Consider the following 15,378-nt stretch of genomic DNA (forward strand, 5'->3'; position numbering starts at 1 on the left):
GATGAGATTTCCCAGTATGTAAGACCCCTTGTAGACGACGAGGTAGATAGGTTCGGGGTGGAAGCGCGGCAACGTGTGGAGCTGACGAATACTAATCGGTCGAGGGCTTATCCAAGCAAGCTTTCCGTAAGGGAGCAGCAGCAGCTATATAGAGTTAGAGCTTCAGCGAGCTCATTTCGCATCCAGTTTTCAGGGTACAAACTTTGAAAGCCTGCCTAAGGTGGGCTTTTATTGTGAGAATCCTTGCAGTGTACTTACACTGCAGTTTATATACATACTAGGGGCCATAGCTCAGCTGGGAGAGCGCCTGCCTTGCAAGCAGGAGGTCAGCGGTTCGATCCCGCTTGGCTCCACCATTTTTTTATCATCATCAGGGCCCGTTGGTCAAGGGGTTAAGACACCTCCCTTTCACGGAGGTAACAGGGGTTCGAATCCCCTACGGGTCATCTTTATCCCATGGAGGCTTAGCTCAGCTGGGAGAGCATCTGCCTTACAAGCAGAGGGTCGGCGGTTCGATCCCGTCAGCCTCCACCATATTTCATATTGCGGAGCCGTGGTGTAGAGGCCTAACATGCCTGCCTGTCACGCAGGAGACCGCGGGTTCGAATCCCGTCGGCTCCGCCATTGCATGAGCCATTAGCTCAGTTGGTAGAGCACCTGACTTTTAATCAGGGTGTCGTAGGTTCGAGTCCTACATGGCTCACTTTCATTATCTTATGCGGTCGTGGCGGAATTGGCAGACGCGCTAGATTCAGGTTCTAGTGGTGTAACAGCCGTGGAGGTTCGAGTCCTCTCGACCGCACCACCTGCGGAAGTGGCTCAGCGGTAGAGCATCGCCTTGCCAAGGCGAGGGTCGCGGGTTCGATTCCCGTCTTCCGCTCCATCTTTATCCCCGCTTTACGGGATGTAGCTCAGCTTGGTAGAGCACCTGGTTTGGGACCAGGGGGTCGCATGTTCAAATCGTGTCATCCCGATAATAGGCATTTCCGGAAGAGACCTTCAATAGGTCTCTTTTTTTGTTGCTCCGAACCGATTTCGGAAAGTGACGGTCCCATCGCTTAGATGGTACAGCGGGACAAAGGGGTTTGGACATCACAGGAACGAAGTATGGAGGAAGACGGCTGCAGAGACGGTGATCTAAGAATGCGTGGAAGTGTGTGTTCCTACGCAGGTTGTAGCTATCTTTATGTATTTGCTTGCAAGTGCAGGAAATAAAGAGCCGGATCGGCCATAATGAAGGCGGAACCGAGTGTTGGAAGAAGGCAAGGGGGAGCAGGATAAAATCATGAGAACCGGCCAGATGGATCTGCTTGTATTGGGGAGTCCATTCTTCCAATAATACGTTCCGAAACAACCGGATCAAAAATACATTCGCGGATGGCATCAATATGACGAACGGCTCGTCCCATAACGTGATCGACAACAACTATGCCAGAGGAACCGGCGACGATGCGTTTGCCTTGTTCAGCGCTTCCGATGCAGGAGGTTCCTATAACACAGGGAACAAGTACGCGAATCTGACGGCAGTGAATGTAAGACGCGCCGCTGCTTTTGCGGTATACGGCGGTTCGGGGAACCTGTTCCAGAATCTCTACGGTGCGGATACATTAACTTATCCGGGGGTGACGGTGAGCAGTTACAGCTTTGGCTACAATACACTGGGCTTCGGTGACGCGGATACGGTATTCGACGGCATTACGCTGGACCGAACCGGCGGTGACTTCTGGACGAGTGTTGGCGCGGATGACAAGATCAATGACTACCAGAACTTCGGGGCGATCTGGTTCTATACCGGGGACCGGGCATTCAAGAATGTCGTGGTCAAAAATGTCGATATCAACAATCCGGTGTATTTCGGGTTCATGTTCCAGACCATGTATCCGAATGCGCTCCCGATGCAGAATGTGCGCCTCGAAAACATTACTATCAACAATCCGGCCCGCTATGGCATCAAGCTTGTGGTCCGTGCGGAGCAAGGACAAGGGCCGGTTGTCGGCGGAGCCAGCTTTACCAATGTGAAAGTGAATAACCCCGGGGTAAAAGCCATCTATGGGGAAGACAAAAGCCCGAACTTTAAAGTGGTCCGAGTGTCAGGAAACAACTGGTAATGGAGGTTTAAGTGAAAAGGAGCTCCGCACATGCTGCGCGGGCTCCTTTTCTTGAAATACTAGATATCTCCACCAGAGCTCGATCCTGTCTTCCTGTATTTCTTATAAATGCGCATCGTCCTTAAAGGACGGCGAAGCCGTTTATCTCGTGCCCTTCACCATCGGTGAACTCTTGGTGGGGCGGCGTGATTTACCGGGGCGGCAGCTTCCGTCTTTTGTAGCGCCCGTTGGCCTTCGCATACTGCAAGACGCGGCGGAACATCCGCTTGTTCTGAAGCTCGTTGAAGATCAGTGCATCGGGAGCCGTATTGACCTCGAGCACCCAAGGGTGCAGCTTCGTATCGATACCGAGATCGACGCCGAGCTCCCGGAATCCGGGGAAGCTCCTGCCGAGGCTGCGTGCAATGCGTACACCCAGGTTCTGCAGAGCTGCCGCATAGCGTCGTCTACGGGCAGGCGGAAGATGAGAGGCGAAGAGCACATGGAGCGGCAGCGGCCTTCCCTCACTGTGGAAGTTGGTTACCGCCCGCTTCGGATGGGCCAGCCTGCCGATAATGCCCGTGGTTCTCCAGCCCCTTCCCGGCGCCCGCTGTACCATGACCCTTATATCGAAGGGGCGTCCCTGCATCCGTAACAGCGGGATGCCTTGCTGCACAAGGTAGGGGCGGGAGAACTTGCTGCGGCACAAGGAAGCGTAGAAGAGGGGGAAGGATGTGAAGGTCCGGACCGTCTTGCCGTGCTGATATCGGAAGAACGTCGTCCCCCGAACTCTGCGCACCTCCACCCGGATCACGCCTTTGCCGCCGGAGCCCTTCACCGGTTTGACATACACCATGCGGTATTTGCGCAGCAGATACAGCAGGTTCGAGCGGCTCCAGAGACGCGTCTCCGGAATGAAGCCGCGCAGCTTCCGGCTGCGGAGCAGCCGCTTTGTTTTCGTCCATTTGCTCACCAAGGTTCGTTTGGCCGCCTTCAAGATAAGCAGTCTCCTTTACTGAAGGTATAGGTATTTCTTGTCTTCTCCCAAATCACCAGATTAGTGTATTCATGCAGCCGGAGGGAGAACAGGGGGAGGAGCCTGCAAAGGCATGCCGGATATGCAAAATAGGCGCTGCGGACGTAAGAGGTCCAGGTGATCAGGGGAGGGGCGGATGAGGGGGGACATAGAAAAAAGCCGGAAGCTCCCTGAAGGGGGATCCGGCTTTTTTGCGGGTGGTATGCTGCCTGGGAGAAGGGGCTCAGCGCTGCTCGTCGTCTTCTTTGCCATCCTTCCGCTCTTTCTCTTTCTCGGATAATTCCTTGTCGAGTTCATTATAGAGGAAGAAGGTCTCGTAACTGATGCCCATTTGACGGATAATATCTTCGACTTTCAAGGTTACCTTCATAATACCTCCGGATCCAAGTGGGGTGGGCGGTGCGGGGGAGCGGTGAAGTAAGGTTACCCAACATGGGTTGTAAGAGGAATATAGCAGATGGGGACTGAAAAGTATGTCGAAAGTCCTTAAAAAAACTTTAGAAGTTTGTCCTTCCAAGAGAATCAAGAACCCCGCCATAAGCCGTGGACCGTAAGCCCACGGGAAGAGAAGGGGATTACGGTCCTGGATTCAAGGGCGGGACTCTCCCGAAGGTCAGATTCTTGGCGGGACTCTCCCGAAGGTCAGATTCTTGCTATGACGTGGCGGGCGATCCAAACGCCGGCCGCGCCGGCCTGTGCCAGCCCCCGGGTCATGCCTGCTCCGTCGCCGCCGCAGAAGAGGCCGCGGATCTCGGTCTCGAACTGTTCGGTGAGCTTCGGGCGGGCAGAATAGAACTTGGCTTCCACGCCGTAGAACAGCGTATGTTCGGCTGCGATGCCCGGCGTTACTTTGTCCAGCGCCTGGATCATCTCGATGAGGCTCTTCATCGTAATATATGGCAGCACGAGACCAAGGTCGCCTGGCACGGCTTCCTTCAGCGTAGGCTCGAGGAAGCCTTCTTTGATTCGGTCCGGAGTAGAACGGCGTCCCCGTATAATATCGCCGTACTTCTGGATGATAACGCCCCCGTTCGACAGGTCGTTGGCCCGCCGGCAGATTTCCCTGGCGTATTCGTTGGGCTTATCGAACGGCTCCGTGAACTTGTGGGACACGAGCAGGGCGAAGTTCGTATTCGGTGAGCCTAGGTTCGCATCCTTATAGGAATGACCGTTGGCCGCCATGACGCCGCTGTGGTTCTCTACGACAACATGGCCGGAAGGATTGCTGCAGAAGGTGCGGACCCGGGTGCCGACCGACGTATTGTAGATGAATTTGCCTTCATACAAATGTTCGTTGATCTCACGCATGACAATATCGGAGGTCTCTACCCGCACCCCGACATCGACCTGATTGTTGAACATCCGGATTCTGCGCTTCTTGAGCACCTGGGCGAGCCAGGCGGAGCCGTCGCGACCCGGGGCGATCATGACGCTGTCGCTCTCGTAAGTCTCCCCGTTTGCAAGCACAATTCCTTTGACGATCTGCGTATCTCCGTCCTTCACGGTGATGATATCCTCGACTTCCGTCTTGAACTGCATGTCGATGCGCGGAGAGAGGTACTCGAAGATCGACTTCAGAATCTGCAGGTTCTGCTCCGTACCGAGATGGCGCACCTGTGCGCGCAGCAGCTTGAGGCCGGCCGCATAGCCTCTCTGTTCTATTTGCCGGACCGGCTCAGTGGTCGGGTCCGTCAAGTCGGGTATCGCGCCGTGATGCAGGTTAATGCCGTCGACATAGCGGATCAGCTCCAGCACCTGGGAGGGAGGCAGATAATCCGTCATCCAGCCGCCGAATTCGGTGGTGATATTGAATTTGCCGTCGCTGTAGGCCCCCGCGCCGCCGAAGCCGCTTGTGATTGAACAGGCTGGCAGGCAGCCTGCGAAGTCCTTTTTGCCCGCAGGAGGGGGGCAGAGGCGAATCTTCTCCTCGAGAATCGGACAGCTGCGCTTGTAGATATCGTGCCCTTTGTCCACGAGAAGCACCTTGGCTCCCGGATGCTTCAGCGTCATCTCGTAGCATGCGAATATGCCGGCAGGTCCGGCGCCGACTACGATGAAATCATACCTTTGACTCACAGGGGATCTCCGCCTTTATTATTCATAATGAAAAGCACCGGCGAACGAACAAATAAAAATCCCAGCTTCGCCGGGTATCACAAAGGAACCCGGTCGTAGCTGGGAAGTTATGGCTTCCCCGTAGAGACCTTCGGGCCAATTCCCGAAGATATACGACTGATTGATATATAAATATCATTTCATCCTTATAATAGTCGAACGTTATTCGTGAGTCAATAAGGAATGTTCGTTATTTATGTAAAGAAGAGAATAAAAAAAGGACGCTGAAATTCAGCGGCCTTTGGGTAGAGGCTTCCCTGCCGGGCCCGTGCAATCCTGGGGCTTGCAGGTTGTGCTTCCCTATGGGATGCGGACACCGGCTTTACTCTTCGTCCTGCACCGGTTCGGTCGAAAGCTTCATGCCGTTCTGTTCGTCGTGGTCGAGAACCAGATTCACTTCATGCGATTTCCCTGTCTTGGGGTCATACGATGTAACGCGTTCTTTCTGTTCATCCATGCGGATCACCTCCGCCTACTAGCATGAACCGGGCATGAGAAAATTATCCATGAGCAAGGCAGAGCTGCAAGCCTGATGCGGTCATCCGGGACGATCCGGCCAGCGGTTGGTCGGACGCTCCTTGGCGCTGCACACCAAAAGCCCGGCGGAAGGAGCAGACGTTGCTCTTTCCACCGGGCTTCGGAGGCACACAATTGGGCCGGATGCCTGGGGCTCCCGGCCGGCGCCATCCAGCGGCGGGGATTACTGCGGGATGTTGCCGCCGGCTATGCGGTCGCCCGAATTGCCGGATGGATCCGTCTTGTAATCATCCTCTGCCGCATGAATAACCAGTGACTTGCCGAGCAGGGAATGCTCGTCGCCCGCCGTCAAGGTGGCGCCCTCCACGATCAGCTCGGCTTTCGCTGTACCGTCCGCTTTCACTTCGAGGTTCATGAGGTCGCCGATGTGGGCGCCGTCCGGGTTATCGTGCCCATGCTTGGCTCCCTCGGGGTTGAAGTGGCCGCCGGCCGTCTTAAAGTCGCTTCCCTTGATCGCCGACTCATGCACGTGAATGCCGTGAAGCCCTGGCGTCAATCCGGAGACGCTTACGCTGATCGCGACGCCCTGCGGCGCTGCAGTCAGTACCGCGCTTCCGATATGCTTGCCTGCGGCATCGGTCAGCTGAACAAGTGGCTGGCCGATGGAGACCGAGGACGTGTTGCCGTCCCAATATACCGCTTCGGTGACCATCTGGCCGACCATGCGGAGCGGAACGTATGTAGTACCCTCATAGATCAGGGATGCCGGAACCTTGGTACCGTTATTGTCAAACTCGCCGTCTGGCGTCTTGTCCTCGCCGTTCACGAAAAATTTGAGCGGAGCGAAGGAGACGTCGATCGTCTGGGTGGCCGCATAGGATAAGCCGGAGAAGAAGAGCGTACCGCACAGGAAGGCGGCGGCAAGATGTTTTTTGCCGTAAGGTTGGTTTGGCATAAGTAATCCTCCAATTCATAAGGAAAATTTAGGATGTCATCCAGTCTATCCTACTATACCGCCAGAGAAGCTTCAACTTTAGTAGAAACTTCAACTTTTGATAGACTGGAAGGGAGTGAAGAATGCTTTCCTGAAGGTAACTAGGTAACGCCGATTTGCGTACTATCCGCTGGGAGAGCAGTAGGCTATAATTGCGCTGTAAAGAGATGAAAGCGGTACCCGGGGGACTGCCAAGGCATGATGCCGGCAGATCAACCGGGCAGCGAAAGGGAGATGAACCTTGAAATACAGACGCGTAGGGAACAGCGGGATTCAAGTGAGCGAAATCGGCCTCGGGAGCTGGCTGACGTATGGAACGGCAGCTGAGCAGCAAGCAGCGGACGCCTGCATCCGGACGGCCTTCGAGCAGGGCATCAATTTCTTCGATACGGCGAATGCCTATAACCGCGGGGCGGGGGAAGAAGCTGTGGGGGCGGCGCTGAAGTCCTACCGCCGGTCGAGCTATGTCCTGTCGACGAAGGTCTACTTCCCGATGGACAGCGGGCCCAATGACCGCGGCTTGTCACGCAAGCACATCATGGAGCAGTGCGAAGCGAGCCTCAGACGGCTGGGAACGGATTATATCGATATCTACTTCTGCCACCGCTATGATGACGGCACGCCGCTCGAAGAAACGCTCCGGGCGCTCGACGACCTGACGGCCCAAGGCAAAATCCTCTATGCGGCGGTCAGCGAATGGAGCGGTCCGCAGCTCGCGGATGCGGCGGAGATCGGCCGCAGGCTGAATCTGCGTCCGCTGATCGCGAACCAGCCGATCTACAACATGTTCGAGCGCTACATCGAGCGGGATGTCATGGGGGTAAGCGCCAGGCACGGTCTCGGCCAGATCGTATTCTCTCCGCTGGCCCAAGGCGTTCTGACAGGCAAATACAAGCCGGGTGCGGCGCTTCCGAAGGACAGCCGTGCAGCGAACGATGAGGTGAACGGCGTCATCCGCAGCTACCTCCAGGACCGGGTGCTGGAGAGCGTACGGAAGCTGGAGGACACGGCCGCGCGTACGGGGCTGACCCTGTCGCAGCTGGCGCTAGCCTGGGTGCTCCGCCGGCCGGAAGTGAGCTCGGCCCTGATCGGTGCGAGCCGCCCATCCCAGATTGAGGAGAACGTCAAGGCTGTGGAGGCGCAGCTTGGAGAGGACACACTGCAGGAGATCGAAGCCATTCTGCACGAAGTCCGTGATTTCGCACCGGCAAGGTAGGGCACACGCGGAAGACAAACGGGGGGGCGGCGCGTACACTGTGGGGGAAGGGAGGCTGCATACCAAGTGACCAGTCTGACCTACAACAACAAGTGGGTAAAAACCAAGTGGATGATGGGTAACCGGCAGCTCAGACCCCATGTTCCCCAGACAGAGCCTTTCACGAAGGCCCGTCTGCAAACCATGTTGAAGCGCTATCCCTCCTCCGTGTATTTCAAGCCGGTCCGGGGCTCCGGCGGCAACGGCATTGTACGGATTCAGCGGTTGAAGTCCGGGAAGTATCTGATGCGCCACCTGCAGGAGAGGAAGGTGCTGCCGTCGCTTGACAGTCTGTATGGCGTACTGAAGCGGTTCGCGGGCCGTCGCCCTTATCTGCTTCAGCGCGGTATCCGCCTCATGAAGACCAGAGGGAAGCCGTTCGACCTCCGGGTGATGGTGCAGAAGACGAAGGGCGGCAGGTGGCTGTCGACCGGGATCTTCGCGAAGATCGGCAAGCCGGGGAAGGTAGTGAACAACTATAACTAGGGAGGCCGGGTTGAGCTGCTTCCCGCTGTGCTCAAGGGTGCGGGAATCCCGAAGGAACGGCGTATCCGCATGAAGGGGCAGCTGAAGCGGATGGGATCGGAGGCGGGGCGCTGCTTCGACCGGCACCGCAGAGGCTTCCGGGAGCTGGGGCTCGATGTAGCGATCGACAAAAGCCGCCGCATGTGGATTCTGGAGATCAACACGAGGCCCCAGTTTTATCCCTTGAAATCATTCAAGGATGGGCGGATCTACCGGCGAATTTGCCGTTATGCCCGGCAGTACGGGAGAATGAGCGGCAGGTAGGCGGAAGCATGGCGGAAGAGGCGGCTGTGCTCTTGCAGGTTCCGTTCTCTTCGGGCGGGGGAATGCGGGGAGAGCGGCGCAAGGCAGGCAGCGGGTGAAGAGAGGGTCCCGGCGGTGCGGAAAAATAATTTGGCAGCGGGGCTGCAGAACTTGTTTCAAACGGCCCCCAGCGTGTAATGATGAGTATAACCTTATTCAAAGGAGACACATCCATGAACAAAGTACGCCATGTACTCTACGCGCTGATCCTGTCCCTCCTTCTGCCCGCAGCCGCTTTGGCTTCAAGCGACGGTTATACGCCCGTTCCTCCAAGCAGCAATACGCATCCTGCCTACATTACCGGCCTGACCCTTCAGGACGATTCCTTATATCTCGCCGCAGACTACATCCAGTGGTTCGAAGGTGACGAAGCGGACCGGGTGTTCGCGGAGAAAGAACCCGATTCGGGTCTGAGCCGGACGCCGAACGGTTACTATATCGTGAATGATAATCCGAAGCTGCGTACGCTGAAGGTAAGCGGTGATGCCAAGGTCCTCATGCAGATTTACAACCGGACAGGGAAGCCGGGCGGCGCCGACATCCGGTGGAACGAGGAAGTGACGCCGCAGCGGTTCGCGGAGATACTGAAGGAAGAGCCGTACCTGCTCGATTACCCGTACCATCTCGTTACCGAGAATGGAGAGGTCGTACGCATCGTGCAGCAGTATATTCCTTGAGCTTGAGCAATAGCTGATAAGATGAGAGAACCGGAGGCCGTCTGCAGGCTCCCTGGTTCTTTTTTTTCATTCCGCTTGAGGACTCCCCCACACTCCGGGATTTGTCCTGAGCAAGCTTAGGATTGTGCAAATATGGCTTAGCTTTGTCTATATTCGCTTCGGGGTCCCCCTTCTATAATAAAAACCAGGAAGACCAGCTCGCACATGTTCTAGGAGGGATAGATCCATGGAAACGGCACAACAGCCTGTCTTGTTGACGGATGAGCAGATGAGGACTTTTATTACGGAAGGATTCCTCATATTGAAGACGGATTTCCCCGAAGCGTTCCACCGCAGTCTGCTCGAAGGGCTGACACATGTCTATGAGAAAGAGGGGAATCCGGGCAATAACCTGCTGCCCCGGATCCGTGAGGTGCAGAAGGTATTCGATCACCCCGTTGTCACCGGCGCGCTGATAAGTGTCCTCGGCCCGAACTATATGATGCACACCCACCGGCACGGGCATTTTAATGCTTCCCCCAAAGCGGGGGGCTGGCATAAGGACAGCTATTGGGGCTACGAGCGTATGCGCAACCATCACCCCTGGTGGGCGATGATCATGTACTTTCCGCAGGATACGCCGGTGGAGCTGGGGCCGACGGGGATTATGCCAGGGACGCAGCATTACGAGTCAAGAACCTTCGAGGAAGACGACGTGCCGGGCGAAGCGCTCGCCAGCGGGGGAGCGGGGACGTTCGCACTTATCCATTACGATATCTGGCACCGCTCTACGCCCAATGTGCTCGGACAGGAGCGTTATATGCTGAAATTCGAGTTCATGCGGACGCAGGCTCCTGAGGCGCCGAGTTGGGACAACCGGGAAGCGCAGTGGAGGAGGCCTGCTGCGTTCAGCACGGAGATCGCGGAGCACGATCTCCTCTGGGAGGAGACGTGGAACTGGCTGTCGGGCCGCGTCGGGTCGCTTGCCGGCTCGGCTGCGGCGGAGGCGGAGGCAGGGCGGACGGCAGAGCTGGCGGCTCTGCTCGAGGCGGGGAGCGAGCCCCAGGCGCTGAACGCCGCCTATACGCTGGCCTGCCAGGGCGAGCCAGGCGTGCAGGCGCTGCTCTCTACGCTGGAGCACGGCAGCGAGCGCGCGTCGAGGCAGGCCGCGTACGGCCTCTCGGCGGCAGGCGCCGAAGCCGTCGACGGCCTGACCGCCGCGCTCGGCAGCCCGCAGACGCATACCGCCGTCGGCGCGGTGTTCGCGCTCGGCGAGCTGCGGCATCTCGCCGCCCGCAGCGTGCCCGCGCTGAACAGGCTGCTCGTCTCGGGCGCGCCGGAAGCGGTACGCCGTGCCGTGGCCGAGGCGCTGGGCCAGATCGGCACGCCGTCGGCGGAGGCCGTCGACGGGCTGTCGCGCTGCCTCGAGGATGCCGATGTGCAGGTGCGCTTCACCGCAGGCCTCGCGCTGTCCCGGCTGGGCGCTTCGGCGGAAGCCGCTGTTCCGCAGCTCGCTGCTGCGCTGGAGGATGAGAACCGCTATGTGCGGGGTCATGCGGCCGAAGCGCTGCATTATATCGGCACGGACCGGGCGAAGGACACGCTGATCCGCTTCCTGATGAACTCCCGCTGGTGCCCGTCCACGACGCCGCAGAGCACCTTCTATCCTTGAGGCTTACCTGGCGAGGGGGCGGGCTTGCACCAGGAGCAGCATAAAGCGTCCCGTCAGGGCGGAGTTGCCTCGATGGGATGATGGGCGCCCGGTCTGCGGCGTTATGCCGGACAGACCATTAGACAAGGAAAAACGGACCTCCGCGAAAGGAGGTCCGTTTTTATGTACATGATAAGTGCAGCGGAAGCTTACAGGCTGTTGAACGCGTCGGTGAGCACAGGGACAACCTGCGATTTGCGGGAGACTACGCCTTTGAGGACGGCTTGGTTGTTCTCCAGCGTCACATTGTACGCTTTCTCTACGGCATTCGTCTTGCTTCCGAGCGCCAGAGCGACGGAATCGTTGTTGAGGATATCCGTTACGACGAAGACGAAGAGGTCGAGGCCCTTCTCGCTGATGACCGCGTTCAGAGCGGCTTCAAGCTCGTCTTGACGGGAGAGGACGTCGTTCACGTCAACCGCGTTCACCTGAGCGATCTCAACCTTGGAGGAGCCCATAGTGAATTCCTTGGAGTCCAGGGAGATGAGCTGGGCGATCGTCTTGTCGCTGAGATCCGCGCCGGCTTTCAGCATTTCCAGGCCGTATCTCTCGGCGTTCACGCCTGCGATTTCGGCGAGCTCGCGTGCTGCAGCGACATCTTCTTCCGTGCAAGTAGGGGATTTGAAGAGCAGGGAGTCGGAGATGATCGCCGACAGCATCAGGCCTGCGATTTCTTTGCGGACCGATACGCCTTTCTCTTTGTAGATCTTCAGGAGAATCGTAGCTGTGCAGCCTACAGGCTCCGCGCGGTAGTACAGCGGGTAGCTCGTCTCGAAGTTAGCGATCCGGTGGTGGTCGATAACCTCCAGAACACGAACCTGATCGATGTCGCTCGCACTTTGCTGGCGCTCGTTATGGTCTACGAGAATGACGCTTTTCGTTTCATTCGCAACTGTGTCCACTTGGCGGGGGGCATCTACGCCGAAATGGTTCAGCGCATATTGCGTTTCCCCGTTCACGCTGCCGAGACGGACGGCTTCCACGCTTTGGCCGAGTTCCGTTTTCAGTGCAGCATAGGCGATAGCAGAGCAAATCGTGTCGGTATCCGGATTCTTATGTCCGAAAATCAGTGTTTTCTCCATGATCAGATCTCCCTTATACGTCATTTTATCGTAGAAATTGTACCATAGAATCCAAACTCCTACTAGATTATATCCCTAAAACCTCCTTATTCCAATTCCTTTACGCAGCTTATGGAAGATTGTCAAAAAAGCGCCTTAAACGAATCACCATTTTTTACATGATTTGTATGCGGATCCAAGGGGTATTTCTGCGGCGTCCGGTGCACTACAATAATAAATGTAAGCGCTGTCTATTTTAGGCAGACCAGTCATTCAAGGAGGTGATGTCCTTCCAGGATCCGTCTCTATGGCTGCACAAGCGTGTGCCGCCTCATGACAGGCAGGAACTGTAACCCGTTTCTTCCCTATCCCAAGGAGGTAGATTTCATGATCAAGAAAACTTGCAGTACGCTGCTCGCTGCGGCGCTCACGGGCGGTCTGCTCTTCGCTTCTCTCTTCCCGGCCGGCAGCCGGGCGGAAGCCGCTCCCGCCCCGTTCAACGATCTTCCCCCGCTGCAGCTCGTGAAGAACATGGCGCCGGGCTGGAACCTCGGCAATACGCTGGATGCCATTCCCACCGAGGGATCCTGGAATAACGCGCCGGTGACGGAAGCGGATCTCGATATGGTCCGCAGCGCGGGATTCAACTCGATCCGCATTCCGGTCACCTGGACGGATCATATGGGGGCAGGTCCCGACTACACGATCGACGCCGCCTGGATGGCGAGGGTCGAGCAGGTGGTGGACTGGTCGCTGGCCCGGGGATTCTATGTCATGCTGAACGTGCATCATGACTCCTGGCAGTGGGCGTACAATATGCCGGGGAATACGGCGGAGATGGAGAAGTTCAAGAAGGTATGGAGCCAGATTGCGGCACGCTTCAAGGACAAGAATGAGAAGCTCGTCTTCGAGATTATCAACGAGCCGAAGCAGACGTCCGCGCAGATGAATACGATCAACACCCAGACATTGCCGGTGATCCGCTCCTCCGGAGGCAATAACGACAAGCGGCTCGTGGTTCTGAGCGGAGAAGGGAACAACATCGAGAAGACGCTGAGCGGTCTCGTGCTTCCCAGCGACAGCCGGGTCGCCGTGGATGTGCACTACTATCCGTACCAGTTCACGACGAATTCGTGGAATATGCCGGTATGGAATATGCCCGAGAACAAGGCTGCCACGGAGAGCCAGTTCCAGCAGCTGCACGACAAGTATGTGGCGGCCGGCGTGCCGGTCATCTTGGGTGAATACGCGATGATGAGCGAAATCGTGTACGGACCGGAGGCGCGGTTCTATATGGACCACACGAATAAGACGGCCCTGAAGAACGGTATCGTCACGATGTTCTGGGATGACGGCTACAACGCGGGATTCGACCGGGTGAACAAGCGAATCAAGGAAGACCGGTACATCCCGTATATCCTCAAGTCGGCGGCCGGCGTTCCGAATTCCTTCGTCTGGCCCGCCGAGTTCTACATTAAGGCGGATGAAGCGGTGAAGGATTTCACGGCATCGCTCGACCTGAGTGGCAATACGCTGACCGGCGTCTACAACGGCTCCTCCCCGCTGGCGGCCGGGACGGATTATACGGTGAGCGGTACGACCTTCACATTGAAGGCAAGCTTCTTGAACCGGGTCCTGAACCCGTCCGTGCTCGGACAGAATGCGCAGCTGACCTTCAAGTTCAGCAAGGGGCAGGATAATATCGTGAACGTGAACCGCTATAAGGCGCCGACAGTCGCCCCGCTGACCATCGACAAGACGAAGCCGTTCACCGCGGATGTCGTTCTGCCGTTCAACTACAACGGAGTGAAGATCAAGCAGGCCAAGGCGTTCGAGAACGCGACGGGCGCTGCCGTGGACACCATCAACTCCTGGACGACGTGGCTGGAGGGCGGCGGGGACTATGTCTATGACAACCAGAGCACCGTGACGCTGCGCAAGGATTTTGCGAATATGTTCGACACGAATTCAACGGTCCGCTTCGAGCTGTGGCCGGAGGGCACAGTGGATCTGCAGGTCAATGTAGGCACAGGCAGCGGCGGCAATACGGGAAATGAGAACAATGCGGCGATCTCGCCGGTGTCGGCTTCTTTCGATAAGAACGCCGTCAATCAGGCAGATGTACCGGTGGCCCTCACACTGAACGGCCATACGCTGAGCGCCATCCGCAGCGGCTCGGGAGTACTTGCTGCGGGCACGGATTACACGGTGTCGGGTTCGGGGAGCTCCGTGAAGCTGCTGAAGACCTATCTGGCGAAGCAGCCGGTGGGCAGCCTGCCGCTTACCTTCGACTTCAGCGGGGGAGCGGACCCGGTGCTCACCGTTGCGATCACCGATACGACGGGAACCGGCGGCCTTCCCCCAGCAGGCAGCTTGAAAGTGCAGATGATGAACGCGGGTACGGCCGCGTCGGCCAATACGATCAGCCCGCAGTTCAAGCTGGTGAATACCGGGACGGACGCCGTATCCCTAGCGAACGTGAAGCTGAGGTATTACTACACGGCGGACGGGACGCAGGCGCAGAACTTCAGCTGCGACTGGTCGCAGGCCGGGTGCGCGAATATCGGGGGCACGTTCGTGAAGCTGCCCGAGGCGAAGCCGGGCGCCGACACGTATGTGGAGATTGGCTTCGGCAGCGGGGCAGGCACACTCGCGGCAGGCCAGAGCTTGAACGTGCAGACGCGGATCAACAAGAGCGACTGGAGCAATTATACGCAGACGGGCGATTACTCCTTCAATGCGGCGGCGACGGCTTATGCGGATTGGACGCGGGTGACCTCTTACCTGTCCGGCGCTCTGCAGTGGGGTGTGGAGCCGTAAGGGGGCTGGGGGGATCTGTCCGGTGGCGGCCCTCGCCCGCGCTGCTCAGACTGAAGAGGGTTTCGGGTACGCTGGAGTTGTAGGCAGCACGGACGGATAGCGGTAAGCCAGCGAAAGCCCGGGCCATAGTTCTCTACAGGAGTAGAGGCTCTGGCGCCGGGCTATTCGCTGCGGATGATAGGGCGGGCGGGTTTGGGCTATAATGGAGGAAGAGTACAAGGAAGCCGGGACCAGCCGAGGCTTGGGCGGCGTTCCTATCGGGTTGAACGGCGAGTGAACAGCTTCTTATTGCCGTTTGGGTCAGGGTGGGGTACAATGGTTCTTTTGAACGCGATCAA

Annotated in this window: 11 protein-coding genes, 8 tRNA genes, 1 rRNA gene, 1 pseudogene and 1 riboswitch; of the genes and pseudogenes, 15 read left to right on the forward strand and 6 right to left on the reverse strand. The window is 57.5% G+C overall.

Features of this window, described 5'->3' with window-relative positions; translation table 11 throughout:
- The 10 genes from O9H32_RS22870 to O9H32_RS22915 all read left to right on the forward strand — a co-directional run.
- Positions 1-115: ribosomal RNA gene (locus O9H32_RS22870) — 23S ribosomal RNA — on the forward strand; the annotation flags it as partial.
- Between the two features lie 165 nt (positions 116-280).
- A tRNA-Ala gene (locus O9H32_RS22875) sits at positions 281-356 on the forward strand.
- Between the two features lie 18 nt (positions 357-374).
- A tRNA-Glu gene (locus O9H32_RS22880) sits at positions 375-446 on the forward strand.
- A gap of 12 nt (positions 447-458) precedes the next feature.
- Positions 459-534 (forward strand) — tRNA-Val (locus O9H32_RS22885).
- A gap of 13 nt (positions 535-547) precedes the next feature.
- Positions 548-624: transfer RNA gene (locus tag O9H32_RS22890), tRNA-Asp, on the forward strand.
- A gap of 6 nt (positions 625-630) precedes the next feature.
- Positions 631-703, forward strand: a tRNA-Lys gene (locus O9H32_RS22895).
- A gap of 15 nt (positions 704-718) precedes the next feature.
- Positions 719-805, forward strand: a tRNA-Leu gene (locus tag O9H32_RS22900).
- Between the two features lie 3 nt (positions 806-808).
- A tRNA-Gly gene (locus O9H32_RS22905) sits at positions 809-883 on the forward strand.
- Positions 884-900: 17 nt separating this feature from the next.
- Positions 901-974 (forward strand) — tRNA-Pro (locus O9H32_RS22910).
- Positions 975-1,310: 336 nt separating this feature from the next.
- A complete protein-coding gene (locus O9H32_RS22915) occupies positions 1,311-2,108 on the forward strand; it encodes a hypothetical protein (protein ID WP_269868442.1) in 798 nt (265 codons plus the stop codon).
- A 190-nt stretch (positions 2,109-2,298) separates the two neighbouring features.
- Here the strand turns inward: O9H32_RS22915 and O9H32_RS22920 are convergent, their stop codons facing one another.
- From O9H32_RS22920 to O9H32_RS22940, 5 genes are all read right to left on the reverse strand, one after another.
- The gene (locus O9H32_RS22920) at positions 2,299-3,060 is read right to left on the reverse strand and encodes a YheC/YheD family protein (protein ID WP_269868443.1); all 762 of its coding nucleotides are present in this window, start codon (positions 3,058-3,060) and stop codon (positions 2,299-2,301) included.
- Between the two features lie 286 nt (positions 3,061-3,346).
- Positions 3,347-3,493 (reverse strand): hypothetical protein, encoded by a 147-nt coding sequence (locus O9H32_RS22925; RefSeq protein ID WP_269868444.1) that lies wholly within the window; start codon positions 3,491-3,493, stop codon positions 3,347-3,349.
- A gap of 272 nt (positions 3,494-3,765) precedes the next feature.
- On the reverse strand, positions 3,766-5,199 hold the full coding sequence (locus tag O9H32_RS22930; protein ID WP_269868445.1) for an NAD(P)/FAD-dependent oxidoreductase: 1,434 nt from the start codon (positions 5,197-5,199) through the stop codon (positions 3,766-3,768).
- Positions 5,200-5,275: 76 nt separating this feature from the next.
- Positions 5,276-5,375, reverse strand: a riboswitch (purine riboswitch).
- Positions 5,376-5,560: 185 nt separating this feature from the next.
- Positions 5,561-5,695 carry a hypothetical protein gene (locus O9H32_RS22935; protein ID WP_269868446.1) on the reverse strand — a complete coding sequence of 45 codons (135 nt, stop codon included), beginning with the start codon at positions 5,693-5,695 and terminating at the stop codon, positions 5,561-5,563.
- A 243-nt stretch (positions 5,696-5,938) separates the two neighbouring features.
- The gene (locus O9H32_RS22940) at positions 5,939-6,670 is read right to left on the reverse strand and encodes a superoxide dismutase family protein (RefSeq protein ID WP_269868447.1); all 732 of its coding nucleotides are present in this window, start codon (positions 6,668-6,670) and stop codon (positions 5,939-5,941) included.
- 280 nt (positions 6,671-6,950) lie between these two features.
- Here O9H32_RS22940 and O9H32_RS22945 point away from each other — a divergent pair, with 280 nt between their 5' ends.
- From O9H32_RS22945 to O9H32_RS22965, 4 genes and pseudogenes are all read left to right on the forward strand, one after another.
- Entirely contained in the window at positions 6,951-7,925 is a 975-nt protein-coding gene (locus O9H32_RS22945) for an aldo/keto reductase family protein (protein ID WP_269868448.1), read from the forward strand.
- 66 nt (positions 7,926-7,991) lie between these two features.
- A pseudogene (locus O9H32_RS32940) lies at positions 7,992-8,753 on the forward strand (YheC/YheD family protein).
- Between the two features lie 212 nt (positions 8,754-8,965).
- The gene (locus tag O9H32_RS22960) at positions 8,966-9,469 is read left to right on the forward strand and encodes a hypothetical protein (protein WP_269868451.1); all 504 of its coding nucleotides are present in this window, start codon (positions 8,966-8,968) and stop codon (positions 9,467-9,469) included.
- A gap of 226 nt (positions 9,470-9,695) precedes the next feature.
- A complete protein-coding gene (locus O9H32_RS22965; protein WP_269868452.1) occupies positions 9,696-11,120 on the forward strand; it encodes a HEAT repeat domain-containing protein in 1,425 nt (474 codons plus the stop codon).
- A 188-nt stretch (positions 11,121-11,308) separates the two neighbouring features.
- Here O9H32_RS22965 and O9H32_RS22970 read toward each other — a convergent pair whose 3' ends face one another.
- Positions 11,309-12,241: a manganese-dependent inorganic pyrophosphatase gene (locus O9H32_RS22970; RefSeq protein WP_269868453.1), complete on the reverse strand. Its 933-nt coding sequence runs from the start codon at positions 12,239-12,241 to the stop codon at positions 11,309-11,311.
- Between the two features lie 366 nt (positions 12,242-12,607).
- Here O9H32_RS22970 and O9H32_RS22975 point away from each other — a divergent pair, with 366 nt between their 5' ends.
- Positions 12,608-15,040, forward strand: coding sequence for a cellulase family glycosylhydrolase (locus O9H32_RS22975; RefSeq protein ID WP_269868454.1), 2,433 nt, complete (start codon positions 12,608-12,610; stop codon positions 15,038-15,040).
- Positions 15,041-15,378: the final 338 nt, after the last annotated feature.

The organism is Paenibacillus caseinilyticus (genome assembly GCF_027533645.1).
Classification (GTDB): Bacteria; Bacillota; Bacilli; order Paenibacillales; family NBRC-103111; genus Paenibacillus_G; species Paenibacillus_G caseinilyticus.

What these genes read in the sequence shown, in the direction of transcription:
- O9H32_RS22925 (WP_269868444.1), bottom strand. Translation starts at nt 3,493, where the DNA reads ATGAAGGTAACCTTGAAAGTCGAAGATATTATCCGTCAAATGGGCATC.
- O9H32_RS22935 (WP_269868446.1), bottom strand. Translation starts at nt 5,695, where the DNA reads ATGGATGAACAGAAAGAACGCGTTACATCGTATGACCCCAAGACAGGG.
- O9H32_RS22940 (WP_269868447.1), bottom strand. Translation starts at nt 6,670, where the DNA reads ATGCCAAACCAACCTTACGGCAAAAAACATCTTGCCGCCGCCTTCCTG.
- O9H32_RS22960 (WP_269868451.1), top strand. Translation starts at nt 8,966, where the DNA reads ATGAACAAAGTACGCCATGTACTCTACGCGCTGATCCTGTCCCTCCTT.
- O9H32_RS22965 (WP_269868452.1), top strand. Translation starts at nt 9,696, where the DNA reads ATGGAAACGGCACAACAGCCTGTCTTGTTGACGGATGAGCAGATGAGG.
- O9H32_RS22970 (WP_269868453.1), bottom strand. Translation starts at nt 12,241, where the DNA reads ATGGAGAAAACACTGATTTTCGGACATAAGAATCCGGATACCGACACG.
- O9H32_RS22975 (WP_269868454.1), top strand. Translation starts at nt 12,608, where the DNA reads ATGATCAAGAAAACTTGCAGTACGCTGCTCGCTGCGGCGCTCACGGGC.